Below are 20,672 nucleotides of genomic sequence, written 5' to 3' on the forward strand. Positions count from 1 at the left end.
TAGCACGGGCGGAGAGTGGGACGCCGGGCTACTCTACTCTTAGGGCGGCCCGGAAGCGGGCCGCCCGACCCTTCCGCCGCAAAGGAGGCATCCCATGAAACTCTGGCTGCAAACCCTGGCATGGAAACTGGGTGTCACGCTCGGCCTCATCGAGCCTCCGCGCCTGCAACCCATTCCCATTCCAAGCGATGAGCAACGGCGCTACGCACAGCAACGCCGACGCTGACTCCTGAAGCATCTGCTGGACACACCTTCTGCCCGCTCACGCGGGCAGATCGCGTTGGGCCGCGGTATTTCAGCCGTGGGCCGCGAACCACTCGTCGATGATCTGCCGCAGGCGTTCCCCGGAAAAGCTCGGGAAGTGCCCGCCGTGCACGGTGCGCACCGGTAGCTGGCGCAGACGCTCCAGGCTGCGGGCGTAGTCGTCCAGGTTGGAGTGGTAGGCATCCTCGCTCAGCGGGCCGTCGTAGACGATGTCGCCGGAGAACAGCGTCTGCGTCCGCGCTTCCCACAGGCTGATGCCGCCCGGTGAATGGCCGGGGGTATGCAGCACCTCCAGCACGCGGTCGCCCAGGTCGAGCACGTCGCCTTCGTCGATGGTGCGCGTGGCCGGCGCGGCCTTCACCCGGTACTCGGCGTAGCACAGCGGGCAGTCCGGGTGCGCTTCGAACATCTCGTCGCCGACGAAGGCCGTGGCCAGGGTGCGCTCGCCGTCGGGGCTGGCGAGGATGTCGGCCTCGGCCGGGTGGCACAGGCGCTCGGCGAACTCGTGGTGGCCGGCGATATGGTCGAAGTGGGTATGGCTGGCCACCGCCAGCAGCGGCCGCTCGGTGAGCCAGGGCAACTGCTCGCGCAGGCTGACCAGGCCGGAGCCGCTGTCCACCAGCAGGTCGCGCTCGCGGCCCTGGATGTGCCACATGTTGCAGCGGTAGAAGGGCCGCACCCAGGGCTCGTGGATCAGGCTGACGCCGTCGTAGCAGTGGCGGACTTCGAACCAGCGGTCGCGGGTGACGATTTTCATGGTGGGGCCTGGTGTCTTTGTGTTTTGTGTAGGAGCGCGCCCTGCGCGCGATTTCGCGGGCAGGGCCCGCTCCTACAGGGTGGCATACCTGTGAGGGCGGTGCCGGGTGGGGGGGCTTTCCCTCTCCCTAACCCTCTCCCTGAAGGGAGAGGGGACCGTTGGGCAGACGCTGGTGCTCTGGAGTCAGCCGGCAACACCGAAATCTACCGATTGAAACCTGGCCTTCTCTCGGCACGGGCGGGCTCCCTCTCCCTTCAGTCATGGCGATGGGTATCGCTTCGCTCCACCCATCCTACAGGGTGGCATACCTGTGAGGGCGGTGCCGGGTGGGGGGCCTTTCCCTCTCCCTAACCCTCTCCCTGAAGGGAGAGGGGACCGTTCGGCGTGTGCTGGGGTTTCTGTGTTCGCCGGATGCCTTGGCATGAGTTGGAGCACATGACTTTCAGCGGGCACGGACAGGCTCCCTCTCCCTTCAGGGCGGGGCGCGCAGCCGAGGGCGGGGGGAGAGGGTTGCCGAGCCTCACTCCATCGCCTCAAGGCGCGAACGGCGCCGCCTCCATCACTTCCACGATCAACGGCCGATCGCTCGGCGCGTTACGCAGCAACGCCTGCAGGTGCTCGTAATCCCGCGCCCGCTCCGCTTCGCAGCCGAAGCCGCGGGCGATGGCGAGGAAGTCCGGCGTGTAGATATCCACACCCAGCGGAGTGATGTCGCGGCGCTCCATGTAGCGCTTGATCTCGCCGTAGCCGTGGTTGTTCCACAGCAGCACGATGATGCCCACCCTGGCCTCCACGGCGCTGGCCAGCTCCGGCAGGGTGAACTGCAGGCCGCCGTCGCCCATCAGGCTGATCACCGGGCGGCCCGGTTCGCCGAGCTTGGCGCCGATGGCCGCCGGCAGGCCGTAGCCGAGGGTGCCGTAGCCGCTGGCGGAGTTGAACCAGCGGCGGCCGCCGTCCAGTTCCACCAGGTGGTTGCCGCTGTACACGGTCTGGGTGGAGTCGCCGACGAAGCGGGCGTCCGGCAGCGCTTCGAGAATCTTGCCGAACAGCGTGCGGTAGTGCGCCCAGCCGCTGAAGTCCTCGGCCAGCTGCGCGCGCACCTTGGCCGCGCGCTGGGCGCCGGGGCTGTCGGCGCTGGCCTCGCGGGCCGGCAGCAGTTCCAGCAGGGCGCGCATGGCGGTGCGGGCGTCGGCCTGGATGGCGATGCTCGGGACCTGGTTGCGCATCAGCTGCTGCGGGTCGATGTCGATGCGGATCAGCTCGCCGCCGATGCGGAAGTTGCCGTCGAACACCACGTCGTAGTCGGTCTCGCCCAGCTCGGTGCCGATGGCCAGGACCACGTCGGCCTGTTCGGCCAGCTCACGCACGGGCACCAGCGACTGGTTGCTGCCAATCAGCAGCGGGTGCTCCGGCTGCAGCAGGCCCTTGGCGTTGACGGTCAGCGCGGTGGGGGCGTCCAGCGCGGTGGCCAGGGCGCGGGCTTCGGCTTGCGCCGCGACGCAACCGCCGCCGAGCAGCAGCAGCGGCTTCTGCGCCTTGGCCAGCTTGGCCGCCGCTTCGTGCAGCGGCGAGCGCGCCGGGGCCGGGCGCGCCAGTTGCACGCGCGGGCGCACCTGCATGTGCTCGGCGGGGGCGGTGATGATGTCCAGCGGCAGCTCGATGTGCACCGGGCGCGGGCGCTCGCTGTCGAACACGGCGAAGGCGCGGGCCAGCACCGCCGGCAGCTCCTCGACGCTCATCAGGGTGTGGCTGAAGGCGCTGACGCCGGCGGTCATGGCGCGCTGGTCGGGCAGTTCGTGCAGGTAGCCGTTGCCGTGGGCCAGGCGCGAGCGCTCGTTGACGCTGCTGATCACCAGCATCGGGATGGAGTCGGCGTAGGCCTGGCCCATGGCGGTGAGGATGTTGGTCATGCCCGGGCCGGTGATGATGAAGCACACGCCCGGCTTGCCGGTGACGCGCGCGTAGCCGTCGGCCATGAAGCCGGCGCCCTGCTCGTGGCGCGGGGTGACGTGGCGGATGGCGCTGCCCGGCAGGCCGCGGTACAGCTCGACGGTGTGCACGCCGGGGATGCCGAAGACGGTGTCCACGCCCCAGGCTTCGAGTTGCTTGACGAGGAATTCGCCGCAGGTGGTCATGGCAGTTCCTTTCTGTTCGTGGGTGAGGGGATTCTCAAACGAAGAGGGCGCGGAGATCGACTCGCCGCGCCCTTGTTCATCGCCGCGTACGCGTCAGGCGACGCTGGCGGCCGCCTGCGGGCGGCGCGACAGCAGGCTGACCACGACGAAGCTGACCAGGCCGACGGCCAGGCTGTAGTAGATCGGCGTGTTGGCGTCGAAGCCATCCTTGAGCATGAACGCCAGGGCGGTGACGAAGCCCAGGGTCATGCTGGTGATGGCGCCGGCGGTGGTGGCGCGCTTCCAGTAGATGGCGCCGATCAGCGGGATCAGCATGCCGCCCACCAGCAGGTTGTAGGCCAGGGTCAGGGCGCTGATCACGTCGTTCACCACCAGGGCGATGGCCAGCACCACCAGGCCGGTGAGGGCGGTGAACAGGCGGTTGATGCCCAGGCTGGAGGTCTTGCCGCCGCGCAGCTTCGGCAGCAGGTCCTCGGTCAGGGTGGTGGAGGCGGCCAGCAGGCCGGCGCTGGCGGTGGACATCATCGCGGCCAGGGCGGCGGCGATCACCAGGCCGCGGATGCCGTCCGGCAGCGAGGCCTGGACGATGGCGGCGAAGGCGTTGTTGACGTTGTCCAGGTCGGGCAGCAGGACCTTGGCGCACATGCCGATCAGCGCGCCGACCAGGCCGTAGATCACGCAGTACACGCCGGCGGCGGTGCCGGCGTACTTGGCCACGCCCTCGCTGCGCGCGGTGAACACGCGCTGCCAGATGTCCTGGCCGATGAGGATGCCGAAGAAGTAGATCAGGAAGTAGGTGATGATGGTGTCGTAGCCGATGGTGTGGAAGCTGAAGGCGCTGGCCGGCAGCTTGGCCACCAGCTCGTCCCAGCCGCCCACGCGGTACAGGCAGATCGGCAGCAGCAGGAACATCAGGCCGACGGTCTTGATGATGAACTGGACGATGTCGGTGAGGGTCAGCGACCACATGCCGCCGATGGTCGAGTAGACCACCACCACGCCGCCGCCGAGCAGGATCGAGACCCAGAACGGCAGGCCGAACAGCACCTGCATCACGGTGCCGATGGCCAGGGTGGAGACGGTGCCGATCATCAGCGCGTAGGCGAACATGATCACCGCGCTGGCCTGGCGCGCCATGGGGTTGTAGCGGCGCTCCAGGACCTGGGTGACGGTGAAGATGCGCAGCTTCAGCAGCGGCTTGGCCAGGAACAGGTTCAGCGCGATGATGCCGGCGCCCAGCGCGGCGCACAGCCAGAAGCCGGAGATGCCGTGGACGTAGCCCAGGCGCACGGTGCCGACGGTGGAGGCGCCGCCGAGCACGGTGGCGGCCATGGTGCCCATGTAGAACGACGGGCCCAGGTTGCGTCCCGCTACCAGGAAGTCCTCGTGGGTCTTCGCCCGGCGCATGCCGTACCAGCCCAGTACCAGCATGCCGGCGGCATAGATCAGAACGACGATTATATCCAAGGCCATGATCGGCTCCTCACACTCGAATTGTCATTGTTGCCGCCCGCGGCTGGCGGGCGGTAGGCCGGCGGACCGGTGGCGACCGGCCCGTCGGCGTCTCACGGGTACTACGGGTGTCGCGGGTTCAGGCCGCCGGCTCGTTGATGCCGAGCACCGGGCGGTCGTGGCTGCCGACCCAGCGCGGGCCTTGCGGGCCGTACACCCCGGTGGATTCCGGGAAGGTGCGCAGCAGCGCCAGGTAGAGCAGGGCGGCCAGGCCGAGGGTCACCGGCAGGCTGATGTCGATGCCGCCGGCCAGCTCGCCCAGCGGGCCGACGAACTGCCCCGGCAGGTTGACGAAGCACAGGCCGGCCAGCGCGCTGGGGATCCAGGCGCCCATGCCGCGCCAGTTCCAGCCGTGGTGGAACCAGTAGGCGCCGCCTTGCTGGCCACGGGTGAACACCTGCAGGTCGTCGGCGTGGTAGAAGCCGCGGCGCACGATCAGGCCGAGGATCATGATCACCATCCAGGGGCTGGTGCAGGTGATGATCAGCACGGCGAAGGTGGACACGCTCTGCACCAGGTTGGCGGCGAAGCGGCCGATGAAGATGAAGGCGATCGACAGCAGGCCGATGAACAGGGTGGCCTGCACGCGGTTGAGCAGGCGCGGGAACACGCTGGACATGTCCAGGCCGGTGCCGTACAGCGAGGTGGTGCCGGTGGACATGCCGCCGATGGTGGCGATCAGGCACACCGGCAGGAAGAACCAGCTCGGCGAGATGGCCAGCAGGCCGCCGACGTAGTTGTTCGCGGCGATGTAGTCCGGCGCTTTCACGGCGACGATGGTGGCGGTGACCAGGCCGAAGAAGAACGGGATCAGCGTGGCCAGCTGCGACAGCAGCACCGCCAGCATGATGCGTTTTTTCGAGGTTTCGCGCGGGATGTAGCGGGCCCAGTCGCCGAGGAAGGCGCCGAACGACACCGGGTTGCTCATGGCCAGCAGGGTGGCGCCGATGAAGGCGGCCCAGAAGCCCGCGCTGCCCAGCTGCACGCTACCGGCGTAGCCGGCGTCGAAGGGGCCGGCGAAGGCGAACACGCCCAGCAGGAACAGCAGGCTGGCGGCCCACACGGCGATCTTGTTGACCAGCAGCATGAAGCGGAAGCCGTAGATGCACACCACCAGCACCAGCACCGCGAACAGGCCGTAGGCCAGGCCCAGGGTGAGGTCGGTTTCCGGCAGGCCGAACAGGCGCTTGGCGCCGCCGACCAGGGCATCGCCCGAGCTCCACACCGACAGCGAGAAGAAGGCGATGGCGGTCAGCAGCGACAGGAAGGAGCCGACGATCCGCCCGTGCACGCCGAAGTGCGCGCCGGAGGAGACCGCGTTGTTGGTGCCGTTGATCGGCCCGAACAGGCCCATGGGCGCGAGGATCAGCGCGCCGACCAGCACGCCCAGGACGATGGCCCAGGCGCCGGCCTGGAACGACAGCCCGAAGAGCACCGGGAAGCTGCCCAGCACGGCGGTGGCGAAGGTGTTGGCGCCGCCGAAGATCATGCGGAACAGGTCGGTGGGCGTGGCGTTGCGCTCGGCGTCGGGAATCTGCTCGACGCCGAATGTCTCGATGGTGGTGATTGCATGTTGGTTGTTCTTGTTATCCATGACTTCCTCCCGGGAAAGTCCCGCCTCATGGCGTAGGCGACAGGTGCTCGTGGACGGCCAGCCAGCGGCCTTGTTGTTGTTCACGGCGGAAGACGATGGTCTCCCGTTCGTGGTTCAGGCTCTCCGTTCCCTGGATGCGCAGCCGCGTGGCGACGTCGTGGCTGAAGATCGCCACGTCCTCGCCCAGCAGGCTGATGAAGGTGTTGCTGGACTGGCAGTCGAGGACCTCGAAGCCGTCGTCACGCAACCAGCTCTCCCACACCTCGCGGTAGGCCGCGCGGGTGCGCAGCGGCTGCGGCCAGTTGTGGAAGATGAAGCTGGCGTCTTCGCTGAAGGCCGCGAAGTAGGCCTCGGTGTCGGTGCGCGCGAAGGCTGCCACGAGCGCGCGGGCAGCCTCCAGCACCTGTGCTACGCAGGCGTCGTTATGCATTTGGGGTCACTCAGCGGCGCTGTACGCCCGGGAGGATGCAGAGCATTTCGTACAGCAGGTTGGCGCCGAGCAACGAGGTGTTGCCGGTGGTGTCGTAGGGCGGGGAGACCTCGACCAGGTCGCAGCCGATGATGTCCAGGCCCTGGCAGCCGCGCACGATCTCCATCGCCTGGATGGTGGTCAGGCCGCCGATTTCCGGGGTGCCGGTGCCGGGCGCCCAGGCCGGGTCGATGCCGTCGATGTCGAACGACAGGTACACCGGGCCGCCGCCGACCTTCTCGCGCACTTCGGCCATCAGCGGCGCCAGCGACTGGTGCCAGCACTCTTCGGCCTGGACCACGCGGAAGCCCTGCTTGCGGCTCCAGTTGAAGTCCTCGGCGGTGTAGCCCTGGGCGCGCAGGCCGATCTGCACCACCCGGTCGCAATCCAGCAGGCCTTCTTCCACGGCGCGGCGGAAGGTGGTGCCGTGGGCGATCTTCTCGCCGAACATGTGGTCGTTGACGTCGGCGTGGGCGTCGATGTGCACCAGGCCGACCTTGCCGTGCTTCTTGTGGATGGCGCGCAGGATCGGCAGGGTGATGGTGTGGTCGCCGCCGAGGGTCAGCGGGACGATGCCGTGGTCGAGGATCTTGTCGTAGGCCTCCTCGATGATGCGTACGGCCTCCAGCAGGTTGAAGGTGTTGATCGCCACGTCACCGATGTCGGCGATGTTCAGCGAATCGAACGGGGCGGCGCCGGTGGCCATGTTGTACGGGCGGATCATCACCGACTCGGCGCGGATCTCGCGCGGCCCGAAACGGGTGCCGGAGCGCAGGGAGGTGCCGATGTCCAGGGGCACGCCGACGAAAGCGGCGTCGAGCTCGTCGAGCTGTTCGGGGGCCTGGATATGCGGCAGGCGCATCATGGTGGCGATGCCGCCGAAGCGCGGCATTTCGTTTCCGCCCAGGGGCTGGTGGAGTTTCTTGTCCATGGGTAGGCCTCACGGGATTCGCTGTTTTCGTGGAAACAGGCTTGTTGATACTGAGGCCGGATTCTGGTCATGCCCGGTAGTGGGAAGAATCGCTGGCTACAAATAATCAGTTCAGAGTTTTCTAAACTTATTTCCACGGCTAGACTGCGTTGCCCTGTCGCAGCCCCCGCGGCGCCGGCCCCGCCGTATGTGCCTTGCAGGCCGGGCGGCGACGGACGGTCTGGCCGATTGCCAGTCCAGTGGCTGCTGAACTGGAGCCTCTCCACCTCGAATTGCGGAGCCCTTCATGAGCGCCAGCGCCCTGCCCGACGTCAAGCTTCTGCGGATTTTCGCCTGCGTGGTGCGCAACCAGGGCTTCGCCTCGGCGCAGCAGGAGCTGAACCTGTCGACCTCGGCCATCAGCACCTACATGAGCCAACTGGAGAACCAGTTGGGCATCGTGCTCTGCCACCGCGGCCGCGGCGGCTTCGGCCTGACCAGCAAGGGCGAGCTGTTCCACCAGGAAACCCTGCGCATCCTCGGCGAACTGGAAGGCTTCGAGCGCTACGCGGCGACCCTGAAGGGCGAACTGCGCGGCACCCTCAACCTCGGCGTGCTCGACTCCACGGTGAGCGACCCGGCGCTGCCGCTGGCCGACGTCATCGGCTCCTTCAGCAGCCTGCACCCGGCGGTGCACCTGCACCTGCAGGTACAAAGCCCCTACGAACTGCAACTGGCGGTGCTGGACAACCGCCTGGACCTGGCCATCGGCTCCTTCTTCAGCCGCATGAACGGCCTGGTCTACCAGCCGCTGTATCGCGAACAGCACTGGCTGTACTGCAGCGACCGCCACCCGCTGTTCGACGGCCGGCGCATCCCCGCCGAGCTGATCACCCAGCAGCGCATGGTCGGCCGCGGCTACTGGAGCCAGGCGGAACTGGCGCGCCACGGCTTCAAGCACAGCGCGGCGACGGTAGAGAGTATGGAGGCGCAGCTGATCCTCATCCTTTCCGGCGGCTACATCGGCTACCTGCCCGAACACTACGCCCATTCCTGGGTGGAGCAGGGCAGGCTGCGCGCGCTGCTGCCGGCCACCTTCGGCTACCAGGCGCCGTTCTCGCTGATCCTGCGCCGCGGCCGCTCCCGCGAGCCGCTGATCCAGAACTTCCGCGACCTGCTGCGCACACAGCCGGGCAAGCCATGAGCCGCGCCCGCTGCGAGCGCTGCCTGCGCCCGGCCGGGCATTGCCTGTGCGCGCTGATCCCGCGCCTGGACAACCGCACCCGCGTGCTCCTGCTGCAACACCCCAGCGAAGCCGGCCACGCCCTGAACACCGCGCGCCTGGCGGCCCTCGGCCTGGCCAACGCCGAACTGCGGGTGGGCGAGGACTTCAGCGACCTCGACCTGTCCGCCGAGGACGCCTGGCTGCTGTTCCCCGGCGAAAACGCCATCCCCCTCGCCGAACTGGCCACCCGCCCGGCCACCCGGCCACGCCTGCTGGTGGTGCCCGACGGCACTTGGCGCAAGGCGCGCAAGCTGCTGCACCTCAACCCGCACTTGGCAGCCCTGCCGCGAGTAGTGCTGCCCGAAGGCCTGACCTCGCGCTACCGCCTGCGCAAGGCCCCGGCCGAAGGCGCGCTGTCGACCATCGAGGCGGTGGTGCACGCCCTGAACGCGCTGGATGCACCGCAGTCCTTTGACGCGCTGCTGAGACCGTTCGAGGCGCTGATCGACGGGCAGATCGCAGCGATGGGGGAGGAGACCTTCAGGCGCAATCACCAGCGCCCGCCCTGATTCCGTTCGTCTCGCCGGGGCTGTCGCTCCTTTGTAGGAGCGCGCTCTGCGCGCGAATCGCGGGCAGGGCCCGCTCCTACCGTATGGGCAGGCCCGGCTTCTCGTAGGAGCGAGCTTGCTCGCGAACCGCATGGCACGCGTTTATTCGCGAGCAAGCTCGCTCCTACGAAGAGCACCTCCGAATCCACCTGTAGGAGCGCGCCCTGCGCGCGATTCGCGGCCATGGGCCGCGGAAATTCCAGCGTAGGATGGTGTTGAGCGAAGCGATACCCATCGTCACGGCCGCATGGGTTTCGCCAAGGCTCAACCCATCCTACGAAGAGCGCCTCGGCTTCGCCCCTCAGGCCAACCGCTCCGCCACCAGGAAACTGTCGAAATGAATGCTCCTGGCCCCCAGCCGCAGCAGGCTGTCGCTGAACAGCTCGCTGCGCGTGGCGCCGCAGTCCCAGGTGGTTTCCCAGTCCTCGCGGCTGCGCCAGTGCACGCAGCCGAGCAGGTGGCGGCCGTCTTCGCTGGCGCGCAGTTCCGCGCCCAGGTAGCCCGGGGCCTGGTGGAACAGTTCGCGCAGCTGCTCCAGGTAGCGGCCCAGGCGTTCGGCGATGTCGGGCTGTTGCGCCGGCGCTACCTCGATGTCGATCAGCAGGGCGAAATGCGTTGGGGTTCCGGCATGGTCGGCGTCGGTGCTGCAGTAGGCGCTGGGAATGATCATGGGTGGGCTCCTGGGCTTGAAGGCAGACGCTGGCGAGGGTAAAACCTCAACTTAACTTGAGGTCAAGCCCGCCATGCCGAAAAAACACCAGGCCCTGCACGTACCCCATGAACTGAGCGTCGGCGAACTCGCCAGGCGCGCCGGCGTGGCCGTGTCCGCGCTGCATTTCTACGAGGCCAAGGGGCTGATCCACAGCACCCGCAATGCCGGCAACCAGCGCCGTTACCCGCGCGACGTGCTGCGCCGGGTGGCGGTGATCAAGGTGGCGCAGCGCGTCGGCATTCCACTGAACGAGATCGCCGAGGCCCTGGCCAGCCTGCCCAGCGGGCGTTCGCCCATGGCCGCCGACTGGGCGCGGCTTTCAGCGCGCTGGCGCGACGATCTGGACGAGCGCATCGCCAAGCTGGTGCTGCTGCGCGACCAGCTCAACGGCTGCATCGGCTGCGGCTGCCTGTCGCTGGAGAGCTGCCCGCTGCGCAACCCCGGCGACAGGCTGGCGGAGCAGGGGCCGGGCGCGCACTGGGACGGTCAGCCGCCGGACAGCTCGCGGGCGTAGACCTCGCGGTCGACGTTGCCGCCGCTGAGCACCAGGCCCACCTTCAGCCCGCGCAGCGCCTCGCGCTCCTGCAGGGCGGCGGCCAGCGCCGCGGCGCCGGCGCCCTCGGCGACGTTGTGGGTGGCGGTGAACAGCAGGCGCATGGCCGCGCCGATTTCCGCGTCGCTGACTTGGACGAAATGGTCGGCGCCGGCGCGGATCATTGCCACCGCATTCGGCTCCGGGGTGGTGCAGGCCATGCCGTCGGCCAGTTGCGTGCTGGTGGCGTGGAACACCGGCTCCCCGGCGGCGAAGGACAGCGCATAGGCCGGCGCATGGCTGGAGACCACCCCGACGATGCGCGTCTTCAGGCCCAGGGCGTCGCGCGCGGCGATCATCCCGCAGATGCCCGAGCCCATGCCCACCGGCACGTAGCACACGTCCAGGCCGGGCAGGGCGCGCAGCAGCTCCAGGCTGTAGCTGGCCACGCCGGCCACCAGCCAGGGGTGGAAGGAGGGAATCAGGTGCAGGCCGTCGCGCTCGGCCAGTGCGGTGGCGTATTCGCGGGAGGCCTGGAAGTCTTCGCCGTGCTCGATCAGGTTGGCGCCCAGGGCGCGCATGGCGGCGTTCTTCTCGCGGCTGTTGCCGTGGGGCACGACTATGGTCGCCGGCATGCCCAGGCGCGCCGCGGCGAAGGCGATGGACTGGCCGTGGTTGCCGCGGGTGGCGCTGATCACCCCGGCTGGGCAGGGGGCCTGGGCCGCCAGGTGGTGGAAGTAGACCAGCCCGCCGCGCAGCTTGAAGGCGCCCACCGGCGAGTGGTTCTCGTGCTTGACCCAGGTTTCGCAGCCCAGGGCCTCCACCAGTAGGGGCCAGCGGATCTGCGGGGTGGGCGGCAGGCTGCGGTGGACGATGGCGGCAGCGGCTTCGAGGGCGGGCAGGCTGAGCGGCATGGAGGTTCTCCTATGGGGAGCGGGCAGTCTAGGACGCTGCGCCGGGAATGCGACAGGTACAGCTGGGAAGAGGATTTTCGTAGGTCTCCAGTAGCGCTTCCGCCCGCCTGCGCCCGGGTGTGCCGTCGGACCGGTACAGTTGTATCGCCGAACTGTTCCTGTCGAGCGCCACCGACGCTGGCTTAGCATGGCTGACCGCACACGCGAAGGGCTGTCCTCCATGCACGTTTCCTCCGGCCGCTGGCAATTCGGCCTGTTCCTCTCCCTGGTCACCGCCGTGCTCTGGGGCATCCTGCCGATCAAGCTGAAGGAAGTCCTGAAGGTGATGGACCCGGTCACCGTCACCTGGTACCGCCTGGTGGCCGCCGGCGGCGTGCTGTTCATCTGGCTGGCGCTGCGCGGCCAGCTGCCGCGCTTCCGCCCGCTGGGCCGGCGCGGCGGCGGCCTGGTGCTGCTGGCGGTGCTGGGGCTGACCGGCAACTACGTGTTCTACCTGGTCGGCCTGCGCATGCTCACCCCGGGCACCACCCAGCTGGTGATCCAGATCGCGCCCATCCTGCTGCTGCTCGGCAGCCTGTTCGTCTTCAAGGAGAGCTTCAGCCTTGGCCAGGGGCTGGGCCTGCTGGTGCTGCTGGGCGGCTTCGCGCTGTTCTTCAACCAGCGTCTCGGGGAGCTGTTCGGCTCGCTGGGCGACTACACCCTGGGCGTGCTCATCGTCCTGCTGGCGGCTTTCGTCTGGACCTTCTACGGCCTGGCGCAGAAGCAGTTGCTCACGCAGTGGAACTCGCTGCAGGTGATGATGGTGATCTACCTGGGCTGCGCGCTGCTGCTCAGCCCCTGGGCGCATCCGCAGCAGGCGCTGCTGCTCGATGGCGTGCAGGCCTGGCTGCTGCTGGCCTGCTGCCTGAACACCCTGGTGGCCTACGGCGCCTTCGCCGAGGCCCTGGCCCACTGGGAAGCCTCGCGGGTCAGCGCGACCCTGGCGCTGACGCCCCTGGTGACCATCGCCTCGGTGGCCGTGGCGGCCAGCCTGTGGCCCGGGCACCTGCAGCCGGAAAGCCTCGACGGCCTAGCCTACCTGGGAGCGCTGCTGGTGGTGTGCGGTTCGGCGCTGACCGCGCTGGCGCCGTCGCTGCTGCGCAGCTACCGGGCGCGGCGGGCGAGGGCGGCACTGTCGTCCTGAGCCATCCCTTCGATTTCGCGAATGATAGGCGCGGATGAAGCCGGTGCGGGGACGTTATCGTGAATGCGGGAAGGGCGATCGGCGGGGCCGTGGATCAGGGCACCCTCCTCTCCCTGAAGGGAGAGGGGACCGTTCGGCGTGCGCGGGTGTTTCGGCGTTAGCCGGCAACTGCGGGATCCCCAACTGACTCCATCTCCCTTCTCGGCACGGGCTAGCCCCCTCTCCCTCCGGGAGAGGGCTGGGGTGAGGGGAAAGCCCGCGCGCCGACGTCATTCCCTGTAGGAGCGCGCCCTGCGCGCGAATCGCGGGCAGGGCCCGCTTCCTACAAGTGCATGGCTTCATGGAGCGTGTGGGGGAACGGAATCGAGCGAGCAGGCCTGCGGCCCCCTCACCCTAACCCTCTCCCGGAGGGAGAGGGGACCGTTCGGAGTGCGTTGGTGCTTCGGCGTTAGCCGGCTGGCACAGGGATCGCCGGCTGAAGCCAGGCCTTCTCTCGGCACGGGCCAGCCCCCTCTCCCTCCGGGAGAGGGCTGGGGTGAGGGGAAAGCCCGTGCGCCGACGTCATTCCCCTGAACGAGCGGACCCCATCCGCGAATTACTCAACGCCCGCGAATCACCCGCCAGGCCAGGGCGCCGAGCACCCCGCCGGCCAGCGGCGCGACCCAGAATGCCCACAGCTGCTGCAGCGCCCAGGGATCGGTGAAGGGCGCTACGCCCAGGCTGCGCGCCGGGTTCACCGAGGTGTTGCTGACCGGGATGCTGACCAGGTGGATCAGCGCCAGGGCCAGGCCGATGGCCAGCGGCGCGAAGCCGGCGGGGGCGTCGCGGTCGGTGGCGCCCATGATGATGAACAGGAAGACCGCGCTCATCAGCACTTCGCACAGCAGCACCGCCTGCAGGCTGTAGCCGCCCGGCGAGTGCTCGGCGTAGCCGTTGGCGGCGAAGCCCTTCGACGGGTCGAAGCCGGCGGCGCCGCTGGCGATGCAGTAGAGCGCGGCGCCGGCGAGCAGGCCGCCGGCCACCTGGGCCAGCATGTAGGGCAGCAAGTGCTGGGCGGGGAAGCGCCCGCCGACGCACAGCCCCAGGCTCACCGCCGGGTTGAAGTGGCCGCCGGAGATCGGCCCCACGGCGTAGGCCATGGTCACCACGGTCAGGCCGAAGGCCAGCGACACACCGAGCAGGCCGATGCCGACATTGCCGAATTGCGCGGCCAGCACGGCGCTGCCGCAGCCGCCGAAGACCAGCCAGAAGGTGCCGACGAGTTCGGCGCCGAGTTTGCGAAACATGTTTCCCTCCCAGGAACCCAAGGGCCGCCGGAATGGCGGCAAGGGCCGGGATGCTAGGCGAGGAGGGCGGGAGGGGGCTTTAGGGAACGTCTGGAAAAGCCCCGGCTCCCGGAGACGGGATGCTGGGCGGGCCGTCGGCCCGCCCGGTGCTCACACCTGCGAGCCCAGCGACTCGGCGCGCTTGAGCCAGGCCTGGCGCTGTTCCTCGCTGGCGCCGCGCATGGGGCTGAACTCTTCCAGGTGGCGGGTGGCGATGCCGCACGGGCCGAGGATGCAGCGCACCATCTGGCGGTGCGCCGGGGCGCCCTGGCGCAGGCGGTAGCGCCAGTGCGTCTGGTCGTGGGTCACCAGCAGGTCGGCGCTGCGCCCGCCCAGCAGCGGTTCCCACTCGCGGTCCTGCGGGGTGCGGTAGCGGAAGGCGAAGCCGGGCAGGAACACCCGGTCGAAGAAGCCCTGCAGCAGCGCCGGCAGGCCGCCCCACCAGATCGGGTAGACGAACGCCAGGTGCTGCGCCCAGTGCACCTGGCGCTGGGCTTCGAGCAGGTCCGGCTCCAGGTCCTGGCTGCGTTCGTAGCCGCCGCGCAGCACCGGGTCGAAGCGCAGTTCGCCGAGTTTCAGGGTGCGCACCACGTGGTCCCGGCTGCGCGCGCCGTGCTGGTAGGCGTCGGCCAGGGCGTGGCAGAAGCCGTCGGCCTTGGGCGTGCCGAGTATCACCAGGATGCGCTTGCCGTCGCCCTCCAGGGGCGTGGCGCCGGATTTGCCGGATTCAACCATGCTGCCCGGCCTCCAGCATGTCCTGCGGGCGGACCCATTCGTCGAACTGCTGGTCCGTCAGGTAGCCCAGCTCCAGCGCCGCCTCGCGCAGCGAGGTGCCTTCCTTGTAGGCCTTCTTGGCGATCTCCGCGGCCTTGTCGTAGCCGATGTGGGTGTTCAGCGCGGTGACCAGCATCAGGCCGCGCTCCAGGTGCTCGGCCATGCGCTCGGCGTCCGGCTGCAGGCCGGCGATGCAGTGGCTGTTGAAGTTGCGGCAACCGTCGGCCAGCAGGCGGATGGACTCCAGCAGGTTGTGGATGATCACCGGCTTGAACACGTTCAACTGCAGGTGGCCCTGGCTTGCGGCGAAGGTCAGGGCGGCGTCGTTGCCCATGACCTGGCAGGCCAGCATCGACAGCGCCTCGCACTGCGTCGGGTTGACCTTGCCGGGCATGATCGAGCTGCCCGGCTCGTTGGCCGGCAGGCGCACCTCGGCGATGCCGGCGCGCGGGCCGGAGCCGAGCAGGCGCAGGTCGTTGGCGATCTTCATCAGCGCCACGGCGAGGGTCTTCAGGGCGCCGGAGAGCGTCACCAGCGGCTCGTGGCCGGCGAGGGCGGCGAACTTGTTCGGCGCCGAGACGAAGGGCAGGCCGGTGAGGCCGGCCAGCTCGGCGGCGATGTCCTCGGCGAAGCCCGCCGGGGCGTTCAGCCCGGTGCCCACCGCGGTGCCGCCCTGGGCCAGCTCGTAGACCGCCGGCAGCGCGGCGCGGATGGCGCGCTCGGCGTAGTCGAGCTGGGCGACGAAGGCCGACAGTTCCTGGCCGAAGGTGATGGGCGTGGCGTCCATCAGGTGGGTGCGCCCGGTCTTCACCAGGTCGGCGTGGCGCGCCGACTGCGCGGCTATGCCGCCGACCAGCTCGGCGATGGCCGGCAGCAGCTCCTGGTGCACGGCCCGGGCGGCGGCCAGGTGCATGGCGGTGGGGAAGCTGTCGTTGGAACTCTGCGCGCGGTTGACGTGGTCGTTGGGGTGCACCGGGGCCTTGCCGCCACGGGCGTTGCCAGCCAGCTCGTTGGCGCGGCCGGCGATCACCTCGTTGACGTTCATGTTGCTCTGGGTGCCGCTGCCGGTCTGCCAGACCACCAGGGGGAACTGGTCGTCGTGCTGGCCGGCGAGGATTTCGTCGGCGGCCTGCTCGATCAGCTGGCCGATCTCCGCCGGCAGTTCGCCCAGGCGCACGTTGATGCGCGCGGCGGCCTTCTTGACCAGCGTCAGGCCGTAGACCACGGCCAGCGGCATGCGCTGCCCGCCGATGGCGAAGTTCTCCAGCGAGCGCTGCGTCTGCGCGCCCCAGTAGGCCTGCTCGTCGACCTCGATGGGCCCCAGGCTGTCGGTTTCGGTCCGTTTCATGAAGGCGTCCTCCCGGAATGATCTGAGGGAGTTTAGGCCTTGTGCCGGCTTTCGGGTTCCGCGCTGCGTCAATGGCGCCTATGGCTTGCCGGCGGGCCTACCAGCGGGCGTGGGTGGCGCCTATCCAGCCCAGGGCGCGCTTGACCGGCACCTGCTCGCCGGCGGCGCTGCGCAGGAAGCCGTCGTAGTGGCCGAACCACTGGCTGGTGTGGGCGTAGAGCAGGCCCAGGCGCGGCGAGGCCTCGTGCAGCTTGAGCGGGGTGAAGGCGAGGTCGACGCGCTGGTCGGCGGTGCTCAGGCGCCAGGGGGCGAGCGGGTCGTTGGGCTCCTGGCGGATGTCCACCTCGCCGCGCAGGCGCTGCAGTTCGCCGCCGAACCACAGGGCGTTTTCCTTGTGTTCGCTGTGGTCGGTCCAGCCCGAGCCGAAGTTGCCGGCGATGCCGCCGGGCGCGGCGAAGGCGGCGCGCGTCCAGAAGCTGCGGAAGGGCCACACGCCACGGCCGAAGTCCAGCGCGGCGAAGCTCTGCCCGGCCTGGGCCTGGTAGGTTTCCTCGCCCAGTTGCAGGACGCCGGTGAAGGGCAGGCCCATCTGCCGGCTGCAGGCGTGGAAATGGTTGCCGCCCATGGGCACCACCAGGTTGACCGAGTCCAGGTGCGCCGGGCGCTGCACGTCCAGCGCCAGGGACAGCGGCAGGCCGCCCAGGTCGCCGGCGTCGGCGTGGATGCGCAGGCGCGTGGCCTGGTCGTCGAAGCCCAGGTTGAGGCGCTCGTGGCGGAAGGCGTGGCTCTGGTTGGGGTGGTCGGGCAACTCGCAGCGCAGGCCCAGCGGGCAGATCTGGGTGCGGGAATAGGCCTTGCCGGTGTTCAGGTCGAGGAAGTAGAGGGCGCCGTAGCCGAGGTAGTCGAGGTCGGCGATGGTCAGCGAGAGCATCCAGCCCGGGCTGATCAGGCACCAGTGGTTCCAGCGCTTGCGCCGGCCGCGCTGGCCGGGCAGGGCGCAATCCAGCAGCGGCCGCGAGGACCAGCCGATGGCGCCCGGGTCCAGGTGGCCTCGTGCATCGCACAACATCGGTAGGGCAGGAGGCAGCGAGAGGCGGGCCTGGGAGGTCATCGAACACATCCATGTGACAATCTGACCCAGCATGCCGATTCGCCGCTGGCAGAACAAGGGTAGGCAGCAACTTTCAGTCATTTCTGCCACTGGGCTGGCATAAACGCCGTTGCTCGGCTCCCGCTTGAGGGCTTTCAGAACTTAGGCGCAGAATGGCGGGTCCCAAGGGACACACCAGACAGACTCAAGGACTGCCCATGACCGCCCTTCGCAAGATTTGCACCGCTGCACTCCTCGTTGGTTTCAGCTCCATGGCCCTGGCCGATTCCGCCGCCGAGGCCGAGAAATTCCTCAAGCAGGTCCACGCCGACAAGCTCACGGTGCCGGTCTACGCCCAGGTGCAGCAGATGTTCGCCCAGCACTTCGCCCAGGCGAAGGCGCCGGACAGCAAGAAGGCGGTGCTCGACCGCTACCAGGCCAAGGCCAACGCCGAGCTGGACCGCGCGGTAGGCTGGGAGAAGATCAAGCCAGAGCTGGTCAAGCTCTATTCGGACAACTTCACCGAGTCCGAGCTCAAGCAGCTGAACGACTTCTACGCCTCGCCCCTGGGCCAGAAAGTGCTGCAGAAGATGCCGCGCCTGACCGCGCAGTCCGCCCAGCTGACCCAGGCCAAGCTGCAGACCGCGGTCGACCCGGTGAACAAGCTGCTGGCCGACATGGACAAGGAACTGGGCGTGAAGGCCCCGGCGAAGAAGTGACGGAAACAGCGACATGAGCATGCAGGAACGTATCCAGTCCGCCCTGGCAGCCGGCCTCGAACCGCAGCACCTGCAGGTGCTGGACGAGAGCCACATGCACAGCCGCGGCCAGGAAACGCACTACAAGGCCGTGATCGTCAGCCCGGTGTTCGCCGGGCTGAATTCGGTCAAGCGGCACCAGAAGGTCTACGCCACCCTCGGCGAGCTGATGGGCCAGTTCCACGCCCTCGCGCTGCACACCTACACCCCCGAGGAGTGGGCCGGGCAGGGCGCCGCGCCCGACTCGCCGACCTGCCGCGGCGGCAGCAAGCACGACCACTGACGCTGCCCGGTCGTTGCGGTAGAATGCGCCAACGCCGGCAACCCATGCCGGCGTTGTCTTTTCTGACCCGGTCCGCCCTTTACGCGGGCGACCACTGGAGGATGTACCCATGACCCGCTCCATCGTCGTGGCGGCGCTGTACAAGTTCGTTTCCCTGCCGGACTACGTCGCGCTGCGCGAACCCCTGCTGCAGACCCTGCTGGACAACGGCATCAAGGGCACCCTGCTGCTTGCCGAGGAAGGCATCAACGGCACCGTGTCCGGCACCCGCGAGAGCATCGACGCGTTGCTCGCCTGGCTGCGCCGGGACCCGCGCCTGGCCGACGTCGACCACAAGGAATCCTACTGCGACGAGCAGCCGTTCTACCGCACCAAGGTCAAGCTGAAGAAAGAGATCGTCACCCTGGGCGTGCCCGGCGTCGATCCCAATCGCCGCGTCGGCACCTACGTCGAGCCGCAGGACTGGAACGCGCTGATCAGCGATCCCGAGGTGCTGCTGATCGACACCCGCAACGATTACGAAGTGGCCATCGGCACCTTCGAAGGCGCCGTCGATCCCAGGACCAAGTCGTTCCGCGAGTTCCCCGAATACGTCAAGGCCCACTACGACCCGGCCAAACACAAGAAGGTCGCCATGTTCTGCACCGGCGGCATCCGCTGCGAGAAGGCCTCCAGCTACATGCTCGGCGAGGGCTTCGAAGAGGTCTTCCACCTCAAGGGCGGCATCCTCAAGTACCTGGAGGAAGTGCCCGAGGAACAGAGCCTGTGGCGCGGCGACTGCTTCGTGTTCGACAACCGGGTGACGGTGCGCCATGACCTCTCCGAGGGCGACTACGACCAGTGCCACGCCTGCCGCAACCCGATCTCCGTCGAGGACCGCGCCAGCGAGCACTACGCCCCGGGCATCAGCTGCCCGCACTGCTGGGACACGCTGAGCGAGAAGACCCGCGCCAGCGCCCGCGAGCGGCAGAAGCAGATCGAACTGGCGAAGCTGCGCAACCAGCCCCACCCCATCGGCCGCGACCCGCGGCAGGCCGTCCTGGAGGACTGATCCTTGGCCAACGCCCGCCTGCTCTACGTGATGGATCCCATGTGCTCCTGGTGCTGGGGTTTCGCCCCGGTGGCCCAGGCGCTGATCGAGCAGGCGGATGCCGCCGGCGTACCGCTGGCGCTGGTTATGGGCGGGCTGCGCACCGGCCATGGCGCGGCGCTGGAGCCGACCACCCGGCGCTACATCCTCGAGCACTGGCAGGCGGTGCAGCAGGCCACCGGCCAGCCGTTCCGCTTCGAGGGCGCGCTGCCCGAAGGCTTCGTCTACGACACCGAGCCGGCCTGCCGCGCGGTGGTCGCCGCCCGGCGCCTGGACGAGGAGGCCGCCTGGGCGCTGGTCAAGGCCATCCAGCAGGCCTTCTACGTCGAGGGACGCGACGTCACCGAGGCCGCGACCCTGGCGCAGCTGGCCGAAAGCGTCGGCCTACCGCGCATCGAGTTCGCCGAGCTGTTCGACAGCCAGGAAAACCACCTGGCGACCCAGGCCGACTTCTCCTGGGCCCGCGACCTGGGCATCGCCGGCTTCCCCACCCTGCTGGCCGAGCGCAATGGCCAACTGGCCCTGCTGACCAATGGCTACCAGCCGCTGGAAGAGCTGGCGCCGATGCTCGAACGCTGGCTGGAGCGCGGCCGCCAGGGCTGATTCCTGTTTCGCTGTTGGTGGTGATGGGTATCGCTTCGCTCAACGCCATCCTACGTCGGTGTTCCTCCTGTCATGCCGACGCCACTGTCTTGCCGCCCGCGCCGAGGCGCTTTTCGTAGGATGGGTTGAGCTTGCGAAACCCATCGCCATGGCGATGGGTATCGCTTCGTGTCAACCCACCCTACGGGCATGGTGTTTGCCGGCGGATGTAGGAGCGAGCTTGCTCGCGAACGGCGCTCCCCGGCGGCCGGTGTGGCCTGATCGCTCGGCGTCATCCTGAATCCGCATCGCTGCGCTTCGCGTTCGCGAACGGAATTGCCCTGCGGCACCGACACGTCCACCACCGACGAAGTGCGCCACTGTCGCCCATCGGCTGGCCGGAGGCCCTGGCGCAGGGGTTGGCAGCGGCGCAGGCGACGGCCGGCGGCATATTGTCGGACAATTTTGAGATTTTCCTCGGCCCAGGCCCTGTACCCCCGCCTTGTGGAATGGCTACCATGCGCTAAGAGTAAGGAGGGGCCGTTGCGCTCCAGTCCGGCTACGGCGGGCTGCCGCAGCGGTAAGGACACGAAAGGAATCCGACAAT

Annotated in this window: 21 protein-coding genes; 9 read left to right on the plus strand and 12 right to left on the minus strand. The window is 68.7% G+C overall.

The genetic code is table 11. The features are described from left to right. The first annotated feature begins 94 nt into the window (after positions 1–94). On the plus strand, positions 95–226 hold the full coding sequence (locus RN02_RS34420) for a PA1414 family protein (protein ID WP_009623528.1): 132 nt from the start codon (positions 95–97) through the stop codon (positions 224–226). Positions 227–295: 69 nt separating this feature from the next. Here RN02_RS34420 and RN02_RS01960 read toward each other — a convergent pair whose 3' ends face one another. The 6 genes from RN02_RS01960 to speB all read right to left on the minus strand — a co-directional run bounded on the left by RN02_RS01960 (position 296) and on the right by speB (position 7,662). Further along, on the minus strand, positions 296–1,021 hold the full coding sequence (locus tag RN02_RS01960) for an MBL fold metallo-hydrolase (protein WP_043312812.1): 726 nt from the start codon (positions 1,019–1,021) through the stop codon (positions 296–298). A 533-nt stretch (positions 1,022–1,554) separates the two neighbouring features. After that, positions 1,555–3,156 carry a 5-guanidino-2-oxopentanoate decarboxylase gene (locus RN02_RS01965; protein ID WP_043312814.1) on the minus strand — a complete coding sequence of 534 codons (1,602 nt, stop codon included), beginning with the start codon at positions 3,154–3,156 and terminating at the stop codon, positions 1,555–1,557. 93 nt (positions 3,157–3,249) lie between these two features. Next, entirely contained in the window at positions 3,250–4,629 is a 1,380-nt protein-coding gene (locus RN02_RS01970) for a sodium:solute symporter (RefSeq protein WP_043312816.1), read from the minus strand. A gap of 118 nt (positions 4,630–4,747) precedes the next feature. Further along, positions 4,748–6,262: a purine-cytosine permease family protein gene (locus RN02_RS01975; RefSeq protein ID WP_043312817.1), complete on the minus strand. Its 1,515-nt coding sequence runs from the start codon at positions 6,260–6,262 to the stop codon at positions 4,748–4,750. A gap of 25 nt (positions 6,263–6,287) precedes the next feature. Then, on the minus strand, positions 6,288–6,692 hold the full coding sequence (locus RN02_RS01980) for a YybH family protein (RefSeq protein WP_043312818.1): 405 nt from the start codon (positions 6,690–6,692) through the stop codon (positions 6,288–6,290). A 10-nt stretch (positions 6,693–6,702) separates the two neighbouring features. After that, the gene (gene speB, locus RN02_RS01985) at positions 6,703–7,662 is read right to left on the minus strand and encodes an agmatinase (RefSeq protein ID WP_043270882.1); all 960 of its coding nucleotides are present in this window, start codon (positions 7,660–7,662) and stop codon (positions 6,703–6,705) included. A gap of 286 nt (positions 7,663–7,948) precedes the next feature. Between speB and RN02_RS01990 the strand changes: the two genes are divergently transcribed. Together RN02_RS01990 and RN02_RS01995 are read left to right on the plus strand one after the other, a co-directional pair. After that, entirely contained in the window at positions 7,949–8,845 is an 897-nt protein-coding gene (locus tag RN02_RS01990) for a LysR family transcriptional regulator (RefSeq protein ID WP_043312819.1), read from the plus strand. Beyond that, positions 8,842–9,435, plus strand: a complete 594-nt coding sequence (locus RN02_RS01995; protein WP_043312821.1) for a tRNA-uridine aminocarboxypropyltransferase — start codon at positions 8,842–8,844, stop codon at positions 9,433–9,435. Before RN02_RS01990 ends, RN02_RS01995 begins: the two co-directional genes overlap by 4 nt. A gap of 340 nt (positions 9,436–9,775) precedes the next feature. Here the strand turns inward: RN02_RS01995 and RN02_RS02000 are convergent, their stop codons facing one another. After that, entirely contained in the window at positions 9,776–10,144 is a 369-nt protein-coding gene (locus tag RN02_RS02000) for an antibiotic biosynthesis monooxygenase family protein (RefSeq protein WP_043312823.1), read from the minus strand. Between the two features lie 73 nt (positions 10,145–10,217). Between RN02_RS02000 and soxR the strand changes: the two genes are divergently transcribed. After that, on the plus strand, positions 10,218–10,700 hold the full coding sequence (soxR, locus tag RN02_RS02005) for a redox-sensitive transcriptional activator SoxR (protein ID WP_052267625.1): 483 nt from the start codon (positions 10,218–10,220) through the stop codon (positions 10,698–10,700). Here the strand turns inward: soxR and RN02_RS02010 are convergent. Continuing rightward, a complete protein-coding gene (locus RN02_RS02010) occupies positions 10,673–11,632 on the minus strand; it encodes a threonine dehydratase (protein ID WP_043312825.1) in 960 nt (319 codons plus the stop codon). The two genes, soxR and RN02_RS02010, sit on opposite strands and share 28 nt — an antisense overlap. 220 nt (positions 11,633–11,852) lie before the next feature. Here RN02_RS02010 and RN02_RS02015 point away from each other — a divergent pair, with 220 nt between their 5' ends. After that, the gene (locus tag RN02_RS02015) at positions 11,853–12,815 is read left to right on the plus strand and encodes a DMT family transporter (RefSeq protein ID WP_043312827.1); all 963 of its coding nucleotides are present in this window, start codon (positions 11,853–11,855) and stop codon (positions 12,813–12,815) included. Between the two features lie 599 nt (positions 12,816–13,414). On the opposite strand, the gene aqpZ is transcribed toward RN02_RS02015, so the two are convergent. The 4 genes from aqpZ to RN02_RS02035 all read right to left on the minus strand — a co-directional run bounded on the left by aqpZ (position 13,415) and on the right by RN02_RS02035 (position 17,373). Continuing rightward, positions 13,415–14,101 (minus strand): aquaporin Z, encoded by a 687-nt coding sequence (gene aqpZ / locus RN02_RS02020; RefSeq protein WP_043312829.1) that lies wholly within the window; start codon positions 14,099–14,101, stop codon positions 13,415–13,417. 150 nt (positions 14,102–14,251) lie between these two features. Then, positions 14,252–14,875, minus strand: coding sequence for an NAD(P)H-dependent oxidoreductase (locus RN02_RS02025; protein ID WP_043312831.1), 624 nt, complete (start codon positions 14,873–14,875; stop codon positions 14,252–14,254). Next, positions 14,868–16,262, minus strand: a complete 1,395-nt coding sequence (locus RN02_RS02030; protein WP_043312832.1) for a class II fumarate hydratase — start codon at positions 16,260–16,262, stop codon at positions 14,868–14,870. The genes RN02_RS02025 and RN02_RS02030 overlap by 8 nt, the downstream gene beginning before the upstream one ends. Positions 16,263–16,359: 97 nt before the next feature. After that, entirely contained in the window at positions 16,360–17,373 is a 1,014-nt protein-coding gene (locus RN02_RS02035; protein WP_043270862.1) for a DUF2804 domain-containing protein, read from the minus strand. Between the two features lie 152 nt (positions 17,374–17,525). Between RN02_RS02035 and RN02_RS02040 the strand changes: the two genes are divergently transcribed. From RN02_RS02040 to RN02_RS02055, 4 genes are all read left to right on the plus strand, one after another. Then, positions 17,526–18,071, plus strand: coding sequence for a DUF2059 domain-containing protein (locus RN02_RS02040; protein WP_099049072.1), 546 nt, complete (start codon positions 17,526–17,528; stop codon positions 18,069–18,071). 13 nt (positions 18,072–18,084) lie between these two features. Continuing rightward, entirely contained in the window at positions 18,085–18,393 is a 309-nt protein-coding gene (locus tag RN02_RS02045) for a BolA family protein (RefSeq protein WP_009621576.1), read from the plus strand. A 109-nt stretch (positions 18,394–18,502) separates the two neighbouring features. Beyond that, on the plus strand, positions 18,503–19,444 hold the full coding sequence (gene trhO / locus RN02_RS02050; protein ID WP_043270858.1) for an oxygen-dependent tRNA uridine(34) hydroxylase TrhO: 942 nt from the start codon (positions 18,503–18,505) through the stop codon (positions 19,442–19,444). Positions 19,445–19,483: 39 nt separating this feature from the next. Then, entirely contained in the window at positions 19,484–20,086 is a 603-nt protein-coding gene (locus RN02_RS02055; protein ID WP_161796234.1) for a DsbA family protein, read from the plus strand. The last annotated feature ends 586 nt before the right edge of the window (positions 20,087–20,672 follow it).

Source organism: Pseudomonas sp. PI1 (genome assembly GCF_000812405.1).
GTDB classification, from domain to species: domain Bacteria; phylum Pseudomonadota; class Gammaproteobacteria; order Pseudomonadales; family Pseudomonadaceae; genus Pseudomonas; species Pseudomonas citronellolis.

Excerpts from the sequence above, each read along its gene's own strand:
- trhO (WP_043270858.1), top strand. The coding sequence starts at position 18,503 with ATGACCCGCTCCATCGTCGTGGCGGCGCTGTACAAGTTCGTTTCCCTG.
- RN02_RS01970 (WP_043312816.1), bottom strand. The coding sequence starts at position 4,629 with ATGGCCTTGGATATAATCGTCGTTCTGATCTATGCCGCCGGCATGCTG.
- RN02_RS02040 (WP_099049072.1), top strand. The coding sequence starts at position 17,526 with ATGGCGGGTCCCAAGGGACACACCAGACAGACTCAAGGACTGCCCATG.
- speB (WP_043270882.1), bottom strand. The coding sequence starts at position 7,662 with ATGGACAAGAAACTCCACCAGCCCCTGGGCGGAAACGAAATGCCGCGC.
- RN02_RS02010 (WP_043312825.1), bottom strand. The coding sequence starts at position 11,632 with ATGCCGCTCAGCCTGCCCGCCCTCGAAGCCGCTGCCGCCATCGTCCAC.
- soxR (WP_052267625.1), top strand. The coding sequence starts at position 10,218 with ATGCCGAAAAAACACCAGGCCCTGCACGTACCCCATGAACTGAGCGTC.
- RN02_RS01995 (WP_043312821.1), top strand. The coding sequence starts at position 8,842 with ATGAGCCGCGCCCGCTGCGAGCGCTGCCTGCGCCCGGCCGGGCATTGC.
- RN02_RS01965 (WP_043312814.1), bottom strand. The coding sequence starts at position 3,156 with ATGACCACCTGCGGCGAATTCCTCGTCAAGCAACTCGAAGCCTGGGGC.
- RN02_RS02045 (WP_009621576.1), top strand. The coding sequence starts at position 18,085 with ATGAGCATGCAGGAACGTATCCAGTCCGCCCTGGCAGCCGGCCTCGAA.
- RN02_RS02035 (WP_043270862.1), bottom strand. The coding sequence starts at position 17,373 with ATGACCTCCCAGGCCCGCCTCTCGCTGCCTCCTGCCCTACCGATGTTG.
- RN02_RS01980 (WP_043312818.1), bottom strand. The coding sequence starts at position 6,692 with ATGCATAACGACGCCTGCGTAGCACAGGTGCTGGAGGCTGCCCGCGCG.
- RN02_RS01975 (WP_043312817.1), bottom strand. The coding sequence starts at position 6,262 with ATGGATAACAAGAACAACCAACATGCAATCACCACCATCGAGACATTC.
- RN02_RS02030 (WP_043312832.1), bottom strand. The coding sequence starts at position 16,262 with ATGAAACGGACCGAAACCGACAGCCTGGGGCCCATCGAGGTCGACGAG.
- RN02_RS02015 (WP_043312827.1), top strand. The coding sequence starts at position 11,853 with ATGCACGTTTCCTCCGGCCGCTGGCAATTCGGCCTGTTCCTCTCCCTG.
- RN02_RS02000 (WP_043312823.1), bottom strand. The coding sequence starts at position 10,144 with ATGATCATTCCCAGCGCCTACTGCAGCACCGACGCCGACCATGCCGGA.
- RN02_RS02055 (WP_161796234.1), top strand. The coding sequence starts at position 19,484 with ATGTGCTCCTGGTGCTGGGGTTTCGCCCCGGTGGCCCAGGCGCTGATC.
- RN02_RS01990 (WP_043312819.1), top strand. The coding sequence starts at position 7,949 with ATGAGCGCCAGCGCCCTGCCCGACGTCAAGCTTCTGCGGATTTTCGCC.
- RN02_RS02025 (WP_043312831.1), bottom strand. The coding sequence starts at position 14,875 with ATGGTTGAATCCGGCAAATCCGGCGCCACGCCCCTGGAGGGCGACGGC.
- RN02_RS34420 (WP_009623528.1), top strand. The coding sequence starts at position 95 with ATGAAACTCTGGCTGCAAACCCTGGCATGGAAACTGGGTGTCACGCTC.
- RN02_RS01960 (WP_043312812.1), bottom strand. The coding sequence starts at position 1,021 with ATGAAAATCGTCACCCGCGACCGCTGGTTCGAAGTCCGCCACTGCTAC.
- aqpZ (WP_043312829.1), bottom strand. The coding sequence starts at position 14,101 with ATGTTTCGCAAACTCGGCGCCGAACTCGTCGGCACCTTCTGGCTGGTC.